The 19,580-nt window shown below is 69.8% G+C and carries 17 protein-coding genes; 3 read left to right on the forward strand and 14 right to left on the reverse strand.

All coding sequences use genetic code 11. The annotated features are described in order from the left end of the window. Positions 1 to 2: 2 nt before the first annotated feature. The 6 genes from gap to dnaE all read right to left on the reverse strand — a co-directional run bounded on the left by gap (position 3) and on the right by dnaE (position 8,467). Positions 3 to 1,004 (reverse strand): type I glyceraldehyde-3-phosphate dehydrogenase, encoded by a 1,002-nt coding sequence (gap, locus tag CK625_RS00255; RefSeq protein WP_095538294.1) that lies wholly within the window; start codon positions 1,002 to 1,004, stop codon positions 3 to 5. A 172-nt stretch (positions 1,005 to 1,176) separates the two neighbouring features. Then, complete coding sequence (phbB, locus tag CK625_RS00260; protein ID WP_095538295.1) at positions 1,177 to 1,914, reverse strand: acetoacetyl-CoA reductase; 738 nt, start codon at positions 1,912 to 1,914, stop codon at positions 1,177 to 1,179. A 103-nt stretch (positions 1,915 to 2,017) separates the two neighbouring features. Continuing rightward, the gene (locus CK625_RS00265; RefSeq protein ID WP_095538296.1) at positions 2,018 to 3,043 is read right to left on the reverse strand and encodes a class I SAM-dependent methyltransferase; all 1,026 of its coding nucleotides are present in this window, start codon (positions 3,041 to 3,043) and stop codon (positions 2,018 to 2,020) included. Then, on the reverse strand, positions 3,040 to 3,690 hold the full coding sequence (locus CK625_RS00270) for a DUF1415 domain-containing protein (RefSeq protein WP_095538297.1): 651 nt from the start codon (positions 3,688 to 3,690) through the stop codon (positions 3,040 to 3,042). The genes CK625_RS00265 and CK625_RS00270 overlap by 4 nt, the downstream gene beginning before the upstream one ends. Further along, complete coding sequence (locus CK625_RS00275; protein ID WP_095538298.1) at positions 3,691 to 4,818, reverse strand: acyltransferase family protein; 1,128 nt, start codon at positions 4,816 to 4,818, stop codon at positions 3,691 to 3,693. It abuts the gene before it with no gap. Positions 4,819 to 4,855: 37 nt separating this feature from the next. Beyond that, positions 4,856 to 8,467, reverse strand: a complete 3,612-nt coding sequence (dnaE, locus tag CK625_RS00280; RefSeq protein ID WP_095538299.1) for a DNA polymerase III subunit alpha — start codon at positions 8,465 to 8,467, stop codon at positions 4,856 to 4,858. Positions 8,468 to 8,771: 304 nt separating this feature from the next. Here dnaE and CK625_RS00285 point away from each other — a divergent pair, with 304 nt between their 5' ends. Beyond that, positions 8,772 to 9,338 (forward strand): sigma-70 family RNA polymerase sigma factor, encoded by a 567-nt coding sequence (locus CK625_RS00285; protein ID WP_095538300.1) that lies wholly within the window; start codon positions 8,772 to 8,774, stop codon positions 9,336 to 9,338. 67 nt (positions 9,339 to 9,405) lie between these two features. Here the strand turns inward: CK625_RS00285 and CK625_RS00290 are convergent, their stop codons facing one another. The 6 genes from CK625_RS00290 to CK625_RS00315 are packed head-to-tail and all read right to left on the reverse strand — an operon-like array spanning position 9,406 to position 12,961. After that, positions 9,406 to 9,888: a DUF2269 family protein gene (locus CK625_RS00290; protein WP_095538301.1), complete on the reverse strand. Its 483-nt coding sequence runs from the start codon at positions 9,886 to 9,888 to the stop codon at positions 9,406 to 9,408. Then, positions 9,885 to 10,301, reverse strand: coding sequence for a DoxX-like family protein (locus tag CK625_RS00295; RefSeq protein ID WP_095538302.1), 417 nt, complete (start codon positions 10,299 to 10,301; stop codon positions 9,885 to 9,887). Before CK625_RS00295 ends, CK625_RS00290 begins: the two co-directional genes overlap by 4 nt. A gap of 1 nt (position 10,302) precedes the next feature. Next, the gene (locus CK625_RS00300) at positions 10,303 to 11,325 is read right to left on the reverse strand and encodes an NAD-dependent epimerase/dehydratase family protein (RefSeq protein ID WP_238945426.1); all 1,023 of its coding nucleotides are present in this window, start codon (positions 11,323 to 11,325) and stop codon (positions 10,303 to 10,305) included. A 39-nt stretch (positions 11,326 to 11,364) separates the two neighbouring features. Then, positions 11,365 to 11,868, reverse strand: a complete 504-nt coding sequence (locus tag CK625_RS00305; protein WP_095538304.1) for a thiol-disulfide oxidoreductase DCC family protein — start codon at positions 11,866 to 11,868, stop codon at positions 11,365 to 11,367. Between the two features lie 48 nt (positions 11,869 to 11,916). Then, complete coding sequence (locus tag CK625_RS00310; protein ID WP_095538305.1) at positions 11,917 to 12,417, reverse strand: type II toxin-antitoxin system RatA family toxin; 501 nt, start codon at positions 12,415 to 12,417, stop codon at positions 11,917 to 11,919. Between the two features lie 25 nt (positions 12,418 to 12,442). Further along, a complete protein-coding gene (locus CK625_RS00315; protein WP_095538306.1) occupies positions 12,443 to 12,961 on the reverse strand; it encodes a GbsR/MarR family transcriptional regulator in 519 nt (172 codons plus the stop codon). A gap of 97 nt (positions 12,962 to 13,058) precedes the next feature. Between CK625_RS00315 and CK625_RS00320 the strand changes: the two genes are divergently transcribed. Together CK625_RS00320 and CK625_RS00325 are read left to right on the forward strand one after the other, a co-directional pair. After that, positions 13,059 to 14,174, forward strand: coding sequence for a FecR domain-containing protein (locus tag CK625_RS00320; protein WP_238945427.1), 1,116 nt, complete (start codon positions 13,059 to 13,061; stop codon positions 14,172 to 14,174). A 200-nt stretch (positions 14,175 to 14,374) separates the two neighbouring features. Next, entirely contained in the window at positions 14,375 to 16,834 is a 2,460-nt protein-coding gene (locus CK625_RS00325) for a TonB-dependent siderophore receptor (RefSeq protein ID WP_095538307.1), read from the forward strand. A 490-nt stretch (positions 16,835 to 17,324) separates the two neighbouring features. On the opposite strand, the gene CK625_RS00330 is transcribed toward CK625_RS00325, so the two are convergent. Next, complete coding sequence (locus CK625_RS00330) at positions 17,325 to 18,401, reverse strand: tripartite tricarboxylate transporter substrate-binding protein (protein ID WP_095538308.1); 1,077 nt, start codon at positions 18,399 to 18,401, stop codon at positions 17,325 to 17,327. Positions 18,402 to 18,513: 112 nt separating this feature from the next. Next, positions 18,514 to 19,395, reverse strand: coding sequence for a carboxylating nicotinate-nucleotide diphosphorylase (gene nadC / locus CK625_RS00335; RefSeq protein WP_095538309.1), 882 nt, complete (start codon positions 19,393 to 19,395; stop codon positions 18,514 to 18,516). Between the last annotated feature and the right edge of the window lie 185 nt (positions 19,396 to 19,580).

Consider the following 19,580-nt stretch of genomic DNA (forward strand, 5'->3'; position numbering starts at 1 on the left):
GCTTACTTGGCGCTGACCACGCGTGCCAGATCCAGGCACTTGTTGGAATAGCCCCATTCGTTGTCGTACCAGGAGACGAGCTTGACGAAGGTGCCATCGAGCGCGATGCCGGCGTCGGCGTCGAAGATCGAGGTGCGAGGGTCGCCGCGGAAGTCGGTGGCCACGACCTTGTCCTCGGTGTAGCCCAGGATGCCCTTGAGCTTGCCTTCGGACTGGGCCTTCATCTCGGCGCAGATTTCCTCATAGGTGGCGGGCTTTTCCAGCTCCACGGTCAAATCGACCACGCTCACGTCAGACGTGGGCACGCGGAAGGCCATGCCGGTGAGCTTGCCCTTGAGCGCGGGCAGCACCACGCCCACGGCCTTGGCCGCGCCGGTGGAGCTGGGGATGATGTTTTCCAGGATGCCGCGGCCGCCGCGCCAGTCCTTGGAGGAGGGGCCGTCGACGGTCTTTTGTGTGGCCGTGGCCGCGTGCACCGTGGTCATCAGGCCGCGCTTGATGCCCCACTTGTCGTGCAGCACCTTGGCCAGCGGCGCCAGGCAGTTGGTGGTGCACGAGGCGTTGGAGACGATGGCCTGGCCGGCATAGCTTTGGCAGTTCACGCCGACCACGAACATGGGCGTGTCGTCCTTGGAGGGGGCCGAGAGAATGACCTTCTTGGCGCCGGCGTCGATGTGCTTTTGCGCCGTCTCCTTGGTCAGGAACAGGCCGGTGGACTCCAGCACCACCTCGGCGCCGACTTCGTCCCACTTCAGGTTGGCCGGGTCCTTCTCCTGGGTCAGGCGGATCTTCTTGCCGTTGACGATCAGCGTGTTGCCCTCGACGGCCAGCTCGCCCTTGAAGCGCCCGTGCACGCTGTCGTATTGCAGCATGTAGGCCAGGTAGTTGGGTTCGAGCAGGTCGTTGATGCCGACGACTTCGATGTCGTCGAAGTTCTGCACCGCAGCGCGCAGCACGTTGCGACCGATGCGGCCAAAGCCGTTGATCCCCAGCTTGATGGTCATGGCAGGTGGTTCCTTCCTGTGTTGATGGCGGAAATGACAGCCCGGCAGCGCGCTGCCGGGCTGGAGGGCAAAGCGCGATTTTAGAGCGTGTTGTGCGCGAGGCGCCCCCGCGCGCGGCGGCCCAAAAAGCAGGGAGCCCGCACGGGCTCCCTGTGTGGCGGGGCGATCGGGCTCAGCCCATGTGCAGGCCGCCGTTGCAGGAGAAGTCCGCGCCGGTGGTGAAGCCCGAGTCCTCACCGGCCAGCCAGGCGACGATGGAGCCGATCTCCTCGGGCGTGCCCAGGCGCTTGACGGGGATGGTGGCAACGATCTTCTCCAGCACGTCGGGGCGGATGGCCTTGACCATGTCGGTGCCGATGTAGCCGGGGCTGACGGTGTTGACCGTCACGCCCTTGCCGGCCAGCTCCTGCGCCAGCGCCATGGTGAAGCCGTGCATGCCGGCCTTGGCGGCCGAGTAGTTGGTCTGGCCGGCCTGGCCTTTCTCGCCGTTGACGGAGCTGATCTGGACCACGCGGCCCCAGCCCTTTTCCACCATGTCGGGGATGACCTGCTTGGTGACGTTGAACATGCTGGTGAGGTTGGTGCTGATGACGGCGTCCCAGTCCTCGCGGGTCATTTTCAGGAACATGCGGTCGCGCGTGATGCCGGCGTTGTTGACCAGCACGTCGATGGGGCCGTGCTCGGCCTTGGCCTTGGCAAAGGCGTCCACGGTGGACTGCCAATCGGCCACGTTGCCCACGCTGGCGTAGAACGTGAAGCCCTGGGCCTTTTGCTCGTCCAGCCATTTCTGGTAGTCGCGCGTGGGGCCGCAGCCGGCAATCACCTTGAAGCCATCTTGATGCAGGCGGCGGCAGATGGCCGTGCCGATGCCGCCCATGCCGCCGGTGACGTAGGCTACTTTTTGCGTCATGCAATGCTCTCCTTGTGTTGTTGCGATGGTCGTTAATCTAGCCAAACAGGGGGCAGCTGCGCTATGCGCATAAACCCTTCATTGGCCGCGCGGGCTGCGGTTTTCAGGGTTTTTCCTGGGCAGGCGCGGGCAGCGCAAAGCGCTGCTGCAGCCATTGCTGCAGGCCCAGTTGCTCGGCCATGGCCTGCAGGCGCTCGCGCGCGCTGCGCTGGCGCTGGCCGCTCCAGCGGGCAATGATGAGTTCGTTTTTCATGCTGTGCTCCCAGCCGGTCAGCTCGGTGACGGTGACCTGATAGCCGCAGGCCTGCAGGTACAGGCAGCGCATGACGTTGGTGACGTGGCTGCCCAGCTCGCGCGTGTGCAGCGGGTGGCGCCAGAGCTCGGCCAGCGGGGTGCGCGCCAGCTGCAGGGCCTTGTTGCGGCGCAGGTGCGCGGCGACCTCGGCCTGGCAGCAGGGCACCAGCACCATGGCCTGGGCGCGCTTGGCCAGGCCGAAGGCGATGGCGTCGTCGGTGGCGGTGTCGCAGGCGTGCAGCGCGGTGACGATGTCCACGCGCGCGGGCAGGGCTGGGTGCTGCTGGGCATCGGCCACGGCCATGGGCAAAAAGTCCATGCGCGCAAAGCCCTGGCGCTGGGCCAGCGCCTGCGATTGCGCCACCAGGGCCGGGCGCCATTCCACGCCGATGACGCGCCCGCGCCCCAGCGGGCGCAGCACCAGGTCGTAGAGGATGAAGCCCAGGTAGGACTTGCCCGCGCCGTGGTCGACCAGCACGGGGCCGGCATCGGCCGTGGCATCGGCGCTTTTGGCGCTCTGGGCGCTCTGGGCGCTTTCGGCGCTGCGCTGGCGGTCGATGTCGTGGATCAGCGGCTCGATGAACTGCACCAGATGCAGCACCTGCTTGAGTTTGCGGCGCGAGTCCTGGTTCAGCCGGCCTTCGCGCGTGAGGATGTGCAGCGCCTGCAGCAGCTCGATGCTGGCGCCGGCGGGCAGGCCCAGCTCGGCCAGTGCGGCTTGCCCCTGGGCGTCGGCGTCTTGCCGCGCGCGTCGATCCTGCTGCGCTGGCTGGGCCGGGCGGCGGCGCGCGCCGGGCTGCCTGGGCGCGGGGCTGGGGGCGGGCTTGCTTGTCATGGCTGCTGTGGCCCGGCGGGGGGCGCGGGCTTGTCGGCACCATCGGCGCTGGGCGCTGCGGCATCGGCCGGGCCCAGGCTCAGCGCCTGCCAGCCGGCCAGGCCCAGGGCCTCAAGGGTGGCGATGTTGCGCTCGAAGATGGCGCTGGCATCGGGCACGGCCTGCACCGCCTGGGCGATGCTGTCCTCGCGCAGCAGGTGCAGCGTGGGGTAGGGCGCGCGGTTGGTGTAGTTGGCGATGTCCTCGGGCTCGGTGCCGGCGAACTGGTACTGCGGGTGAAAGTCGGCAATCTGCAGCACGCCCTCCAGCCCCAGGCGTTCGAGCAGGGCGTCGGCCTCGTCCAGAAAATCGTTGAAGTCCAGGAAGTCGCGCAGCATGTCCGGCACGATCAGCAAGCTGGTGTCGCGCTGCTCGGCGGGCAGGTCGGCCAGCGCCAGCAGCTCGCGCGCCAGATCCTTGAGCAGTTGCTGGGACGTCTGCGCGCGGCTGACGGCGTAGTGCACCAGGCCCTTGTGCTGCACGGCCTTGGCAAAGGGGCAGAGGTTCAGGCCGATGACGGCCACATCGACCCAGCGCCGCGTGGCATCGATCAAGGCCTGGTCGGGAGCGGGCTCGGGCGTGGGGTGTATTGCAGTCGGGTTGCTCATTCATTGCGCGGCCTTGGCGGCCGAGTCGGTCGTCGTGGGGGCTGCGGCGCGCGGCATGAGCCAGCGCAGGCTGAGGCGATACAGCGGCCGCTCGATCAGGCGGTAGTGGATCCAGGCGTAGACCAGGCAGGCCAGCAGCGCCAGCAGGTAGCTGGGCACATGGCGCCACAGGCCCAGCAGGCCGGGCACCAGCGGCATCAGGGTGTACATGCCGCGCAGCGCCAGCAGGTGGGTCAGGTACAGCGAGTACGAGGCATCGCCCAGCCGCGCCGCCAGCAGCGCCGGGCGGCTGCGCGGCTCGGGCAGGCACAGGGCCACGGCCAGAAAGCCGCAGGCCGGGATGCCAAACAGCATCACGCGCTCGGGATAGTGGAAGTAGCCGGCCATGCCCGAGCCGCGCATCAGGCTGCTGCCCTGGTACAGATAGGCCGCGACGCAGAACAGCAAGCTGGCGGCCAGCCACAGCTGCCAGGGCTGCTGCGGGTGGCGGCGCAGCCAGTCGCAGACCAGAAAGCCGGCGATGAACTCCAGCAAAAAGGGCGAGCAGGCAAACTCCACCAGCTGCGGCAGCCGGCCCAGGCCATCGGGGCTGTAGACGCCTTGCTGCGCAAAGGCCACGGTCAGCGTGGCGATGGCCAGCCCCAGCAGGAACAGGATGCGCAGCTGCGTGGCCCGCTGGCACAGCAGCAGCACGGCCACCAGCAGGTAGAAGTACAGCTCGTAGACCAGCGTCCAGACGATGGGCAGCAGCTGCGCATCCAGCGGCTGGGGCAACAGCAGGAAGGACTTGAGCAGGCTGATGTTCTTGCCTTCGTAGGCATTGGTGCCCAGGTACAGTGCCAGAAAGATCAGGAACACCGGCCACCAGCCGCTGTAGACGCGCGCAAAGCGCTTGACGGCAAAGCCCGCGGCGCTGTGCAGCCCGGGCTGCAGCTGGCGCGTGGTCTCGGCCATGATGGCGCCGCTGATGACGAAGAAGATGTCCACCCCGGCAAAGCCGATCTTGGCGATCTGGTGCAGCACCGGAATTTCCGGATAGACGATCTGCCAGACGATGGGCGGCGTGGCGTGGTGCAGCGTGACCAGCAAGGCGGCGACGAAGCGCAGGATCTGGATGTTCTGGATCATGGGTGGAGGGCCGGGGATGTGGATGATGTGGCGCGTGCTATGGGTACACCATCTGCACGCCGGCGCCGCCGTTGTGCACGCGCAGCGCGTGCAGGGCCTGCTCGCTGGGGAAGACGGCTTGCGCCTCGGGCAGCAGCAGCTCGGCGGCGGCGTGCTGGCCTTGCGCGCCGTGGCAGCGCAGGCGGATGCGCAGGCGCACGCCGCGCGGGCGCGGCGGCTCGTCGTCCTCGGCATGGCCTGTTTGGGGCTGCTCGGCGGGGCTGTTCTGCGGCGCGGGCTGGTGCGCCTGCAGCCAGGCCTGCAATTGCTGCAGCGGCTGCTGCGCGTTGCCCGCCTGCTGGGGCGCCTGCCAGTCCAGCTTCAGCCAGCGGCCAAAGGCGCAGCGGGCGCCGGCCAGGTCCAGCGCGTCCTGCACGCTCAGGCGCGGCTCGAAGCCGTTGCGCCCGGGCTGGTAGCGGGCGTTGAGCACCAGCAGCTCATCTTCGCGGATGTGCTGGCCGCAGCGGGCCATCAGCGCCTCGTCGGCCACGGCCTCGATGGCGCCGCTCTTGTCGTCCAGCGTGAAGATGGTGACCTTGCCGCGCGGGCCATTGGCGCTGCGCAGGCCGCTGACGATGCCGGCCACGCGCTGGGTCTCGCGGCTGTCCTCCAGCGCGGCCACGGGCGTGCGCACGAACTGGCGCACCTCGGCCTCGTATTCGTCGAACAGGTGGCCGGAGAGGAAAAAGCCCAGCGCGGTTTTCTCGTGCAGCAGCTGCTCGCGCACGCCCCAGGGCAGGGTGGCCTGCAGCGGCGGCTCCTGGCCGCTGGCGCCCACGGCGTCCTCGCCCAGCATGTCGAACAGCCCGCCCTGGTTGGCGTTGGCCAACTGCGTGGCGGCCCATTCGAAGGCCACGTCCAGCGAGGCCAGCAGCGCGGCGCGGTCGGCGTGGATGGTGTCGAAGGCGCCGGCCTTGATCAGCGCCTCGACCGTGCGCTTGTTGATCTTTTGCTTGTCCACGCGCAGGCAGAAGTCGAACAGGCTCTTGAAGGGCCCGCGCTCGCGGCCGCGCTCGCCCTCGCCGCGGCCTTCGCGCGCGGCGATGATGGCCTCGATGGCGGCCTGGCCCGTGCCCTTGACGGCGCCCAGGCCGTAGCGGATGCGCCGGTTGGAGACCGGCTCGAAACGGTAGGCGCCGTGGTTGACGTCCGGCGGCTCGAAGCGGATGCCGAATTTCTGCGCGTCCTCCAGCAAGACCTTGAGCTTGTCCGTGTCGTCCATCTCGATGGTCATGTTGGCGCAGAAGAACTCGGCCGTGTAATGCACCTTCAGCCAGGCTGTGTGGTAGGCCAGCAGCGAGTAGGCGGCAGCGTGCGATTTGTTGAAGCCGTAGCCGGCGAATTTCTCCATCAAGTCGAAGACTTCGTCGGCCTTGGCCTCGCTGATGCCGTTCTTGGCCGCGCCCTCGCGGAAGATCAGGCGGTGCTTGGCCATCTCCTCGGGCTTTTTCTTGCCCATGGCGCGGCGCAGCAAGTCGGCGCCGCCCAGGCTGTAGCCGCCCAGGATCTGCGCGGTCTGCATCACCTGCTCCTGATAGACCATGATGCCGTAGGTCTCGCTCAGCACCTTCTCCACCAGCGGGTGCGGGTACTCGACCTCCTCCTTGCCGTGCTTGCGCGCCACGAAGCTGGGGATCAGGTCCATCGGGCCGGGGCGGTACAGGGCGTTGAGGGCGATCAGATCTTCCAGGCGGCTGGGGCGCGCTTCCTTGAGCATGCCTTGCATGCCGCGGCTTTCGAACTGGAACACGGCCTCGGTTTTGCCTTCCTGAAACAGCTTGTAGGTGGCCTTGTCGTCCAGCGGCAGCTTTTCAAAGGCGAAGTCCTGCTGGCCGGGGTGGCGGGCGATGATGAACTGGCGCGCCAGTTCCAGGATGGTGAGCGTGGCCAGGCCCAGGAAGTCGAACTTGACCAGGCCGATGGCCTCCACGTCGTCCTTGTCGTACTGGCTCACGGCCGCATCGCTGCCGGGCTGCTGGTACAGCGGGCAGAAATCGGTGAGCTTGCCCGGCGCGATCAGCACGCCGCCGGCGTGCATGCCGATGTTGCGCGTCAGCCCTTCGAGCTTTTGCGCCATCTCGATCAGGGATTTGACCTCCTCCTCGTTCTCGATGCGCGCGGCCAGCAGCGGCTCGGCGGCGATGGCGTATTTCTCCTTGTCGGCCTCGCTGAGGTTTTCCGGCGGGTATTGCAGCGTGACGGGCTTGCCCGGCTTGTTGGGGATGAGCTTGCTGATGCCGTCGCAGAAGGTGTAGCTCATGTCCATCACCCGGCCCACGTCGCGGATGGCCGCGCGCGCGGCCATGGTGCCGAAGGTGGCGATCTGGCTGACGGCCTCGCGCCCGTACTTTTGCTTGACGTACTCGATCACGCGGTCGCGGTTGGTCTGGCAAAAGTCGATGTCGAAGTCGGGCATGGACACCCGCTCCGGGTTCAGAAAGCGCTCGAACAGCAGGTTGTATTGCAGCGGGTCCAGATCGGTGATGGACAACGCATAGGCCACCAGCGAGCCCGCGCCCGAGCCGCGCCCCGGCCCCACCGGGCAGCCGTTGGCCTTGGCCCACTGGATGAAGTCCGACACGATCAGGAAGTAGCCGGGAAAGCCCATTTTCAGGATCGTCTCCAGCTCGAACTCCAGCCGCTGCACGTAGCGAGGGCGCTCGGCCTCGCGCCGGGCGGCATCGGGGTACAGCAGCGCCAGGCGCTGCTCCAGCCCGGCATGCGATTGCTGGCGGAAGTAGCTCTCGATCGTCTGCCCCTCGGGGATGGGGAAGTCCGGCAGGCGCGGCTTGCCCAGCACCAGCGTCAGATTGCAGCGCTTGGCGATCTCCACCGTGTTGGCGATGGCGCTGGGGATGTCGGCAAACAGCGCCTGCATTTGCGCGGCGCTCTTGAAATACTGCTCGCGCGTGAAGCGCCGCGGGCGCTTGGCGTTGCCCAGCGTCTCGCCCTCGGCAATGCACACGCGCGCCTCGTGCGCCTCGAAATCCTCGGGCAGCAGGAACTGCACCGGGTGCGTGGCCACCACCGGCAGCCCCGCCTTGGCCGCCAGCTGCACGGCCTGGGCGATGTAGCGCTCGTCGTCCTTGCGCCCGGCGCGCTGCAGCTCCAGGTACAGGCGGCGCGGGAAAATCTCCGCCAGCGCCATGGCGCGCTCGAAGGCCTGCGCAAAGTCGCCGCGCAGCAGGCACTGGCCAATGGCGCCTTGCTGCGCGCCCGACAGCGCAATCAGCCCCTGGGCGTGCTGGCGCAGCTGCTGCAGGCTCACCTGCGCCAGGCCCCAGGCGCGGCTGTTGTCCGTCCAGGCCAGCGCCAGCAGCGCGTTCAGGCTCAGGTAACCCTGCCAGTCCTGCGCCAGCAGCAGCAGGCGGCTGCTCTGCTCGGCAGGGGTGCCCGGCGCCTCGACCAGCGCCACCTCGGCCCCGAGGATGGGCTTGAGCCCCTTGCCGCGCGCCTTGGTATAGAACTTGACGGCGCCAAACAGATTGTTCAGATCGCTGATGGCCAGCGCCGGCTGGCCATCGCTGGCCGCGCGCGCGACCACGTCGCCAATGCGGGTCGTGCCATCGACGACGGAAAACTCGGTGTGCAAACGCAGGTGGACAAACATGGGCGCGATTGTAGGAGTGGCCGCACGCCAGGCGCAGATTGCGCAGGCCACGGAAAACGGCTGCGCCCCTTGCATACAATGCGCGCCGTCACGCGCAACCGCCCCGGCAGGCCACGGCAACCAGGCCTGCCAGACGGAGCATCAGAAGATCGCCAGAAGAGCCGATTCGCGCGCGGCCCACGATGTGCATGAAACGCCCTGCAGGCCTGCCGGCCAGCCGCCGCCCTGGCGCTGGCCGCCGCGCCTTTGCAGCAGCTGCTTGCCAACCATTTTTGCCGCCAGCCCTGGGGCACGAAAGGAGACCATGGGCGCCGCCAACACCGCGCTGGAGCCCCAGCACATCCAAGCCCTGTACGCCCACCACCACGGCTGGCTGCAAGACTGGCTGCGCCGCCGCCTGGGCGACGCCTGCGACGCGGCCGACCTGGCGCAAGACACCTTCGTGCGCCTGCTCCTGCGCCCGCGCGCCGTGCCCGCCGCCCCCGGCGCCCCCGGCATATTGGGCAGCGCCCCGCAGGCGCGCGCCTACCTGCGCACCATCGCCCACGGCCTGTGCATCGACCTGTGGCGCCGCCGCGAGATCGAGCAGGCCTGGCTGCACACCCTGGCCGCCCAGCCCGAGGCGCTGGCCCCTTCCGCCGAAGAGCAGGCCGCCGTGCTGCAAGCCTTGTATGAAGTGGACCGCATGCTGCGCCAGCTGCCGCCCAAGGCCGCGCGCGCCTTCGTGCTGGCCACCGCCTGCGGCATGACGCACCAGGAAGTGGCGCGCGAGCTGGGCGTGTGCCCGCGCACGGTTGGCCACTACATTGCCCAGGCCATGCTGCACTGCATGCAGCTCGAAGCGCGCGCGCTGGCCCAGCCGGCCGATTGAGAGCCCGTCACGTGAGAGCCCGTCACGTGAGAACCTGTCACGTGAGAACCTGTCACGTGAGAACCTGTCACGCCGCCGCCCACAGCGCGGGCTTGTTCACCATCAGCCAGTACACCAGCACCATGGCGATGAAGGCCGGGTAGCCCAGCGCCTCCCACCAGCGGGCCAGGCGCGCGTAGCTGGCGGGCAGGGCGCTGCCGCTGGCGTGGGCGGCCTGGGCCATGCGCGCCATGCGCAGTTGCAGCCACAGCACGGGCAGCCAGCAGGCGCCGGCCAGCGCGTACAGCGCCAGCGAGGCGGCCAGCCACGGCGTGCTCAGCGGCCAGCCGGCCCAGTAGGCCAGCAGCACGCCGGTGACGGGCTGCACGATGACGGCGGGCGTGGTGAACCAGGTGTCGGCGCGCACCACCAGGCGGCTGACCACGGCCTGCGCGGCCACGTTGCCCGAGCGGTTGGCAAAGAACATGTAGAAGGCCGAGCCAAAGCCCGTGCCGACCATGAGCACGCTGCTGACGATGTGCAGCCATTTGACGATGAGGTAGCTGTTCATGGGGCGCTGCGGTAGAGGACGAAAAGAATGGCCAGGATGGGCAGGTTCTTGCTCAGCGGGCCGATGGGGTGCAGCCACAGCGCGGGCAGCAGCGCGGTGGCGGCCAGCGTCAGGCCCAGCACGGCCAGGGCCGTGAGGGCGTAGGTGGCGCGGGTGGGCCGCCAGGTCAGCGCCAGCGCCAGGGCGATGTCCAGCGCCACGCCGCCGCCGATGAGCGCGTGCGCCAGCGGCCCCGGCGGCACGCCACCGGCGCGCAGCAGCGCCAGGCTTTGGCCGTTCCACTCGATCAGGCTGGCGGCCACGGTGAGCCAGCACACGGCGATCAGGCTGGCGCGCAGCAGGCGCAGTGCGCCAGGGGCGTGGAGGCCATGCGGGGCGTGGCTGGTTGCGGGTGTGGCGGGTGTGTTTGGCATGTCAGCCTCCGGCGGATGCGGCCAGGCCCGCGACGAAGCGCGCCGGGGGCGTGGCCGGGCGGCCCAGCAGCGCGGGCAGGGTGTGGGCGTCGGCCACGTTGTCGCTGGCCAGCAGGGCCAGCGATTGGCTGCACCAGGGGGAAAAGGGCAGGGCATCGCCCAGGCGCGCGCTGGCTTGGGTCAGCCAATGGGGCAGGGGCCAGATGCGGGCGGGGCGGGCAGGCGCTTTGCCATCCAGCGCGCCCAGTTGCGTGCGCAGCAGGGCGATGTACTCGGCCAGCGTCATGGCCTGCGGGCCAGCCAGATCGGCCAGGCCGGTGAATGCGGCGGTGTTGTTGACGATGTTGTTGACGGTGTTGTTGGCGGTGAAGTCAGTGGTGGCGCTTGTGGCCGTGGCCGCGCCAGCGGGCGGCGGCAGCAGGCGCGCCACGGCATCGGCTAGGTCCCACACGGCCAGGGGCTGCACGCGCGCTTGCAGCACCGGGCGCGGCAGGGCCAGCCAGGGCAGGCGCGCCAGCACCATGAACAGGCGCGTGCTCTCGCCGCCCGCGCCAAACACCAGGCTGGGGCGCAGCACCGCGCCGTCGAGCTGGCCGGCCTCGGTCAGCGCCAGCAGGCGGGCGTCGGCGGCGCGCTTGGTGCGGGCGTAGGCGGTGGCGCCGTGGGCGATGCCCAGCGCGGAAATCTGCACCACGCGGCGCAGACCGTGGGCGGCGCAGGCGTCGAACAGGGCGCGCGGGGCGGCATCGTGCACCAGCGCCATGGGCCGCGCGCGGCTGTCGCGCAGCAGGCCCACGGCGTTGACCACGGCCTGCACACCATGCAGCAGCGGCGCCCAGTGCGCGGGCGTGCTGGCCTGGGTGAAATCCACGGCCGGGCTGCTGTGGCGGCTGGCGGCGCGCACCTGCCAGCCCGCGCGGCGCAGGGCCTGGGCGATGTGGCGGCCAATGAAGCCGCTGGCGCCGCACAGCAGCGCGGTGGGGGCGGCGGCGGTGGTGGGCATGGGGGATGCGGGGGCTGTCATGGCAAGGCTCCTTTCAAGGGCGTGGAAGGCGAACAGCCCTTACTTGGGGGATGGTTGACGGGGCGCGCCGCTTTCATCCAGGCGGCAAGCGCCCGCCGGGCCGCAGCGCTGGCTGGCATGGCGGGCGGCGTGGGCTTGCGCCTCCTGCAAGGGCTGGGCCGGCGTGCGCGCGAACAGCCAGCGCGCCAGCCAGCGGGGCAGGCGCTGGCGGTGGCGCGCCAGGTGCGGGTAGAGCGCGCGCGCCAGCCGGCCCAGCAGCGGATGGCGCAGGGCGCGCGCCACGCGCTGGCGGCCCACGGCGGCGTAGGCGGCCTCGAACGCGGGCACGCCCACCAGCACGCGGCCGTCGGCGGTCTGGGCGTGCATCAGGCGCATCAGCTCGGACTGGGTGCAGCCGGCGGGCGCGCCGTCAAAGCCGGGGGGCGAGCAGTCCACCAGCCGCAGGCGGCCGTGCGCGTCGCGCTGCAAGAGCGCGTGCATCTCCGCCGCGCACAGCGGGCAGGAGGCGTCGTAGTACAGCGTCAGGGGGTAGGTGGCGGGCATGGCGTCATCCTTGGTTTGAAAAGATGGATATTTCAGAAAAAAGTGAAATCAAGGCGCAAAAAAAGGGGTGCGGCGGCTTGCGTTGCTTTCGCGGCCTGTGCGTGGCTCCAGGTTTTCGGCCAGGTTTTCGGCCAGGTGCTTGAGGGCGCGCAGGCGTTGGCGCGATTGGCGTTGCACGTAGCGGCCCACCAGCGGCGTGAGCAGCCAGGCCACGGCCCGGTGCAGGCGCAAGTGGTAAGTGAAGTGCACGCGGCAGCGCTCTGGCCCCTCGGGCACGAAGCGCCAGCTGCCCGCCAGCGCGGCGAACAGCCAGGGCCCGCGCAGCAGGCGGAAGGCGGCCACGCGCGGGCGTTGAAAGTTCACGTAGGCCACGTCAAACGCCATGCCCAGCGGGGCCGGGCAGTGCGCCACGCGCGTGCCGTCGGCGGCGGTGGCGGGCTGGGCGTGCGGGGTCAGGCTGTCCCACAGCGGGCGCAGGGCGTAGTCCTGGCTCAGGTCAAAGCAGGTGGCGGCGCTGGCCGCGATGTCGATGTGGGTCTGAATGCGCATGGGGCTTTCCTGGTCGGTTGAAGGTTCAGCGCACCAGCTTTTGCACGCTGGCGCCGAGCTTGAGCACTTTTTCCAGCGTGCTGGGCGACAGGCGCAGCATCTCCTCGCTCCAGGCGCCCAGCGCCTGCATGAAGCGCAGGGTTTCGCGCAGGCGGTCTTGCGCGTCGGGCGGCTCGGCGGCGAAGTCCTCGCGCGCCACCAGCTCGGCCAGCAGGCGCGTGGTGGGGTCGAACTCGCGCTCCTTGCGCTCGCGCACGATGGTGCGAAACAGCGCCCAGACGTCGCTGGAGGTTTCAAAGTAATCGCGCCGGTCGCCCAGCACGTGGGTGACGCGGATCAGGTTCCAGTTTTGCAGCTCCTTGAGGCTGTTGCTCACGTTCGAGCGCGCCACGCCCAGGGTCTCGGCCAGCGCCTCGGCATGCAGCGGGCGGCCGTGGATGAACAGCAGCGCATGGATTTGCGCCACCGTGCGGTTGACGCCCCAGGCAGAGCCCATTTCGCCCCAGTGGACGACGAAGCGGCGTGCGATATCGGTCAGTTCCATGCGGTGGGACTGTATAGCAACTGAAATTTCTGTCAAGACAGAAATTGCTGTTTGGGTTTGAACCGGCGCTGAAAGCCCTGCGAGAATCCAGCGCGCCATGAAGCCCTACATCCCGCCCGGCCCCGATGTTGGCCCCCATCCCGACCTTGCCCCCGGCCCTGACGCCGGCACTGACGCCGGCACTGACCCCGGCCCGGCCATGCCGCCCAGCCCGCCCCCGCAGCAGGCCATGCAGCAGGCGGCCCAGTGGTTCGCGCTGCTGCAATCGGGCCAGGCCAGCGCGGCCGAGCGCGCGCGCTGGCAGGCCTGGCTGGATGGCGCGCCCGAGCACCGCGCCGCCTGGGGCTTTGTCGAGCGCGTCAGCCAGCGCTTTCAGCCCTTGCGGCACGAAGCGGCCTCGCGCCTGGCGGCCGACGCCCTGCAAACTGCCAGCGCCCGGCTGGCGCGGCGGCGCACCCTGCTGGGCGTGGCCGCCGTGGCTGGCACGGGCGGCCTGCTGGGCTGGGCCGTGTGGCGCCAGCAGCCCGGCGCGCTGGACGCCGTGCTGGCCTGGGCTGCCGACCACCGCAGCGCCACCGGCCAGCGGCGCGACATCCGCCTGGCCGATGGCAGCCAGATCTGGCTGGCCAGCGCCACCGCGCTGGACGAGGACGTGCGCGCCGACCTGCGCCGCCTGCGCCTGCGCAGCGGCGAAATCCTGGTGCAAACCGCCGCCGACGCGGCTGGCCGCCCCTTCGTCGTCGATACCGCCCATGGCCGCATGCGCGCGCTGGGCACCCGCTTCAACGTGCGCCTGGAAGATGGTGAAGGCGATGAAGGCAGCGAGGGCGGCAGTCGCACGCAGCTGGCCGTCTATGAAGGCGCAGTGCAGATCACCCTGGCCGAAAGCGGCCAGCAGGCCACGCTGCACGCCGGCCAGCAGGTGCGCTTCAGCGCCCGCCGCCTGCACGCCGCCGCCGCCGCCGACCCGGCGCGCCAGGCCTGGGCGCAAGGCGTGCTGCTGGCGCAGGGCATCCCCCTGGGCCAGGTCATCGCCGAGCTGGCCCGCTACCGGCGCGGCCACATCGCCATCGCCCCGGCCGCCGCCCGCCTGCAGGTGCTGGGCAGCTACCCGCTGGACGACGTGGACACCGCCCTGGCCATGCTCGAGCGCGCCCTGCCCATCCGCATCACGCAACCGCTGCCGTGGTGGACCAGCGTCGAGATGCGCTGAACATCGCCCCCAGCCAGCCCGATTGCCACTTTTTCCCGCCTCATCCGGTTTACGGGGTGAGCGCCTGCCCGGGCGCTTGCCACGGCGCCAGCCGCTGGCCCCCGCAACCCGAACACCCAAGGAAAAAGAGGACCACCATGCCTTGCCACCCCCGCTCCCGCCGCCGTCCCGCCACACATGCGCGGGCCTGTTTACAGACCATGCAGACCGCGCCCGGCCTGGCCCTGCGCCCGCTGGTGCTGGCCGCCCACATCGGCCTGGCCGGCGGCCTGGCCGCCGCCGCGCTGTGGGCCAGCCCGGCGCAGGCCCAGCCCCAATCCCAGCCGGGCAGCGCGGCTGCGGCCCCGCGCCATTACGCCATTGAGGCCGGGCCGCTGCATGTGGTGCTGATGCGCTTTCTGGCCGAATCGGGCGCGCTGCTCTCGGGCAGTGCCGAGCTGGCCCAGGGCCGCCAAAGCCCGGGCGTGCAAGGCCGCCACAGCCCGCAAAGCGGCCTGGTCGCGCTGCTGGCCGGCAGCGGCCTGCAAGCCGTGCAGCAGGCCGACGGCAGCTACGTGCTGCGCCCGGCCCCAGCCCAGCCAGCGGCGCAGGCGCGCAGGGCCACCCAAGCCCAGACCCTGCCCGCCGTCACCGTGCAGGCCGCGCCCGAGAGCGCCACCGGCCCCGTGCTGGGCTACGCCGCGCGCCGCAACGCCACGGCCACCAAGACGGATACGCCGCTCTTGGAGACGCCGCAGTCCGTCACCGTGATCGGTGCGCAGGAACTGGAGATGCGGCAGGCCGAAGATATGAACCAAGCCCTGAGCTACGCCGCCGGGGTGCACCGCAGCGAGGGCAGCGACCGCACTACGGACAGTTTCTTCATTCGCGGCTTCAGCGCCGGTGCGGACGCTGGCAGTCTGTTCATGGACGGCCTCAAGTACAAAGTGAATCCCTACAGCGGCCGCATGGAGCCGTATGGCATGGAGCGGCTGGAGCTGCTCAAGGGCGCATCCTCGGTGCTCTACGGCATGAGCGGCCCTGGCGGCGTGATCAATGCGGTAAGCAAACGCCCCAGCGCCGAGCCGCTGCGCGAGTTGCGCGCCGAGCTGGGCAACTTCCGCCGCAAGCAGGTCGCGGGCGACTTTGGCGGCAAGCTCACCGAGGACGGCGTGTGGACCTGGCGCTTGACCGGCCTGCTGCGCGACAGCGACACCTTTGTCGAGCACGTGCCGGACAAGCGCCGTTTCATTGCCCCGGCACTGAAATGGCAGCCCAGCGCGAACACCGCGCTGACCCTTCTGGCGCACTACCAGCACGACCGAACCGCTTATCTCTACGGTCTGCCCGCCGAAGGCACATTGCTGCCCAACCCCAATGGCCGCATCCCGCGCCAACGCTTGATTGGCGAGCCGGGCTTTGACCGCTACGCGCATGACCTGTACGCGCTGGGCTACCAGTTCGAGCACGCCTTCAGCCCCGCGCTGAAGCTGCGCCACAACCTGCGCTACTTCAAGGGCGACGGCCAATACGTGAATGTGGGCGACGACGGCTGGGCCGATGCCGCGCTGCGCCAGATTAACCGCTACGGCGTCGAGCGTTACGACCGCAACCAGTCGCTGACCAGCGACACCTCGCTGCAATACCAGTGGCGCAGCGGCGGCATGAAGCACACCAGCCTGATCGGGCTGGACAGCCTGCGCCAGCACGATGACTCGGAGCAGTACAACCTGCAAACCCAGCCGCTGGACGTGTTCACGCCCCGCTACGGCAGCGCCGTGGCCGAACGCGAAGCCAGCACCGGCTATTCACCCAATACCAGAACCCGCCGCGTGGGTCTGTACGCACAAAACCAGATGAAGTTTGGCCAACATTGGGTGGCTCTGTTGGGCGGGCGTTACGACCGCGTGCGCCACAGCGAATGGAACTTTTTCACCGGCGAGCGCAGCGCCGACAACGAGCGCACCAGCGCCTTCACTGGCCGCGCCGGGCTGGTCTATCTGGCGGGCAACGGCTGGGCACCCTTTGCCAGCTTCAGCCAGTCCTTCGAGCCGCAGGCGGGTACCGACCGCACCGGCGCGCGCTTCAAGCCCACGCGCGGCCAGCAGTGGGAGCTTGGCCTGCGCTATCAGCCCGAGGGCAGCCGTACCCTGCTCAGCGCATCGCTCTACCAGTTGACCAAGCGCAACAATCTGGTGGGCGACCCAGTGGACAGCAATTTCTCAGTGCAACTGGGCAAGGTACGCTCACGCGGGCTGGAGTTGGAGGCGCGCACCGCCATCGGCAAACACGTCAATCTGATTACTGCCTACGCCTACACCGACGCACGCACCATTGAAAGCAGCCCGCTTACGCCCGAGGAAGTAGGCAAGCGCAGCGGCGGCGTGCCGCGCCAGCAGTTCTCGCTGTGGGGCGATTACCATTTTGCCAGCCAAGGGCTGCCCGGTCTGCATATGGGCGCAGGTCTGCGCCACGTTGGCGGTACACGCGGCGTGTGGATGGACGCCAACGTGCCCGCCTACACCGTACTGGACGCAATGATTGGCTATGACCACGGCCTCTGGCGCTTTGCGCTGAACGTGAGCAACCTCACCGACAAGACTTACATCGCCAGTTGCACCTACGGGTGCTTCTACGGCGAGCCACGCAAGGTAACGGCCAGCCTGACTTGGCGCTGGTGAGCGCGAAGCAGCGCTTTTAGGGCGGATTCGGTATTCATGAAGACATTTCCTGCAAGCGCCGCTGGTTCTCGTCACACCCGCGAAGGCGGGTGTCCAGTTGTGACGCTGGGCGGCACTGCCATGTGCCAATCCCCCTCTCGTGCGCAAGTGTGGCGCTGGATGCCCGCCTTCGCGGGCATGACGAGAGCGACCTGCGAGATGGCGATGGCAGTCAGCGGCCAGGTCTTGGATTTGTCAACGTTCGAGCAGAACACGCTCTAAAGCCGCCGATGCGCCACCAGGCGCATCGCCCTTTGCACGGCCCAGTGCGGGCCCAACAGGAAAACGCCGCCGCGGCAGGGCACTGCCGCGGCGGCGTTTCTGTCTGCATGGGCCGGGCATGCAGGCTGCTGGGCCCAGTTTCAAGTTTGCTGCTGCAGATCACAAAGCGAGCCAGTGGGGCGCATCAAGGCCATGCGCCGCAGGCCGCAAGGACATTGCGCACAGCCCTTCAAGGCTGCAGCTGCCGCGCGAGCTGCGCAAAGCGCTGCAGGTCGCCAAGCAGCAGTTGGCGGAAGCTCTCGGGGTGGGCCTGCTCGGGGCTGCTGATGTGGTAGCCCAGCTCGTGCAGCTGGGCGCGCAGCGCCGGCGTTTGCAGGGCCTGGGCCAGCACGTCGTGCAGGCGGTAGGCCACGGCGTCGGGGGTGCCGGCGGGCGCCAGCAGGCCGTGCCATTGCTCCATGGCGTAGCCGGGCAGGCCTTGTTCGGCCACAGTGGGCACGCCAGGCAGCAGCGGCGAGCGCTGGGGCGAGGTGACGGCCAGCGCGCGCAGCCGGCCCGATTGCAGCAGCGGCATGGCGCTGGAGGCGGTGACGATGCCCAGCGGCACTTGCCGGCCCAGCACGTCGGCCAGGGCGGGGCCGCAGCCTTTGTAGGGCACTTGCTCCAGCCTGATGTGCGGCTGGCGGGCCTGCAGCATGGCGCCGGCCAGGTGCTGGGGCGTGCCGCTGCCGCAGGAGGCGAAGAACAGCGCCTGGCTGCGCGGCGCGCCCTGGGCGGCGCCTTGCACGTTCTGTGCGCCCTGTGCGCCCTGTGCGCTCTGCGCCCCCTGGGCGCTGGCGGCCAGCAGCGCCGGGAGATCCCGCATCGGCGCATCGCCGGGCACGACCAGCACCGAGGCGATGGTGCCGACGTTGATGATGGTGCGAAAGTCGCGCGCGGGCTCGAAGCCGGGCGTGCCCAGCACGGCCGGGTTGATGGCAAAGGTGCTGTTGGCCATCAGCAGCGTGTGGCCATCGGCGGCGGCGCGCGCCACGTGGGCCGCGCCGATGTTGCCGCTGGCGCCGGCGCGGTTGTCCACCAGCACGGGCTGGGCCAGGGCGCGCTCGAGCTCGGCGGCGAGCTTGCGCGCCAGCAGGTCGGTGCCGCCGCCTGCGGCAAAGGGCACGACGATGGTGATGGGCTTGCTGGGCCAGATTGCGCTGGCGGCGGGCTGCGCCTGCGCGGGCGTTGGCGTTGGCTGGGCGTGTGCGGCGCTGGCCGCGCCCAGGGCCAGGCCCAGCAGCAGGCGGCCAGGCAGGGCGCGCATGGCGCGGGCAAAACTTGTGCGCAGGCGGGGCAGGGCGAGGGCGGGCATGGCGGCGGCGATGGGTGGTTGGGGCGGTGCAGGCGGGGCCAGTTGGCGGGATTGGCTGGCGGGATCAGCCGGAGAGCGCATCCAGGCCGATGTCCAGCACCGGCGCGCTGTGCGTGATCCAGCCCACGGCGATCAGGTCCACGCCGGTGTCGGCGATCTGCGGCGCGGTCTCGGGCGTGACGCGGCCCGAGGCTTCGGTGATGGCGCGCCCGCGCGCCATCTGCACGGCCTGGCCCAGTGTGGGCAGGTCCATGTTGTCCAGCAGCACGATGGGCACTTGCAGCGCCAGCGCCTGCTCGAGCTGGGCCAGGGTGTCCACCTCCACCTCGATTTGCACCATGTGCCCGGCTGCGGCGCGGGCGCGCTGCACGGCCTGGGGCAGGCCGCCGGCGATGGCGATGTGGTTGTCCTTGATGAGGATGGCGTCGTCCAGCCCGAAGCGGTGGTTGCTGCCGCCGCCCACGCGCACGGCGTACTTTTGCAGCGCGCGCAGGCCCGGCAGGGTCTTGCGCGTGCAGGTCACGCGGGTGGTGGTGGCGGCGATGGCATCGGCGATGCGCGCCGTGGCGCTGGCCACGCCGCTGAGCAGGCCCAGCAGGTTCAGCGCGCTGCGCTCGGCGGTGAGCATGGCGCGCGCCGAGCCCTGCAGCCGCGCGATGCAGTCGCCAGGCTGCAGGCGCGCGCCATCGGCCAGCAGGGCCTCGAAGCGGATGCCGGGGTCGATCAGCTCGAAGGCCAGCTGCGCGCAGCCCAGCCCGGCAAGCACGCCGCTTTGCCGCGCGCGCAGCTCCAGCGTGGCCTGGGCGCTGGCGGGCACGATGGCGTCGCTGGTCAGATCGCCGCGCCGGCCCAGGTCTTCCAGCAACGTGGCGCGCACCAGTGGCTCCAGCATGATGCGCGGCAGCGGGGGGATGTCGGTCTCGGGCAGGGGGGCGGCAGGGTGCATGGCGGCAAGAGAAAAAGGTCAAGAAAGGTCTGCGCGGCAAGCGCCGCGCCGTGTGCCCGGCGGCCTGGGGTGGGCTCTGCTGCTGTTGCTGCTGCTGTGCGCCTGGCATTCGATCCCGATTTGCAGCGCACGCAGGGCCGCTGGGGGTGCGCTGACCTCCCCAAAGCCGCAGGCCGCGCGGGCGC

It is taken from the genome of Vandammella animalimorsus, assembly GCF_002285265.1.
Taxonomy (GTDB): Bacteria; Pseudomonadota; Gammaproteobacteria; order Burkholderiales; family Burkholderiaceae_C; genus Lampropedia.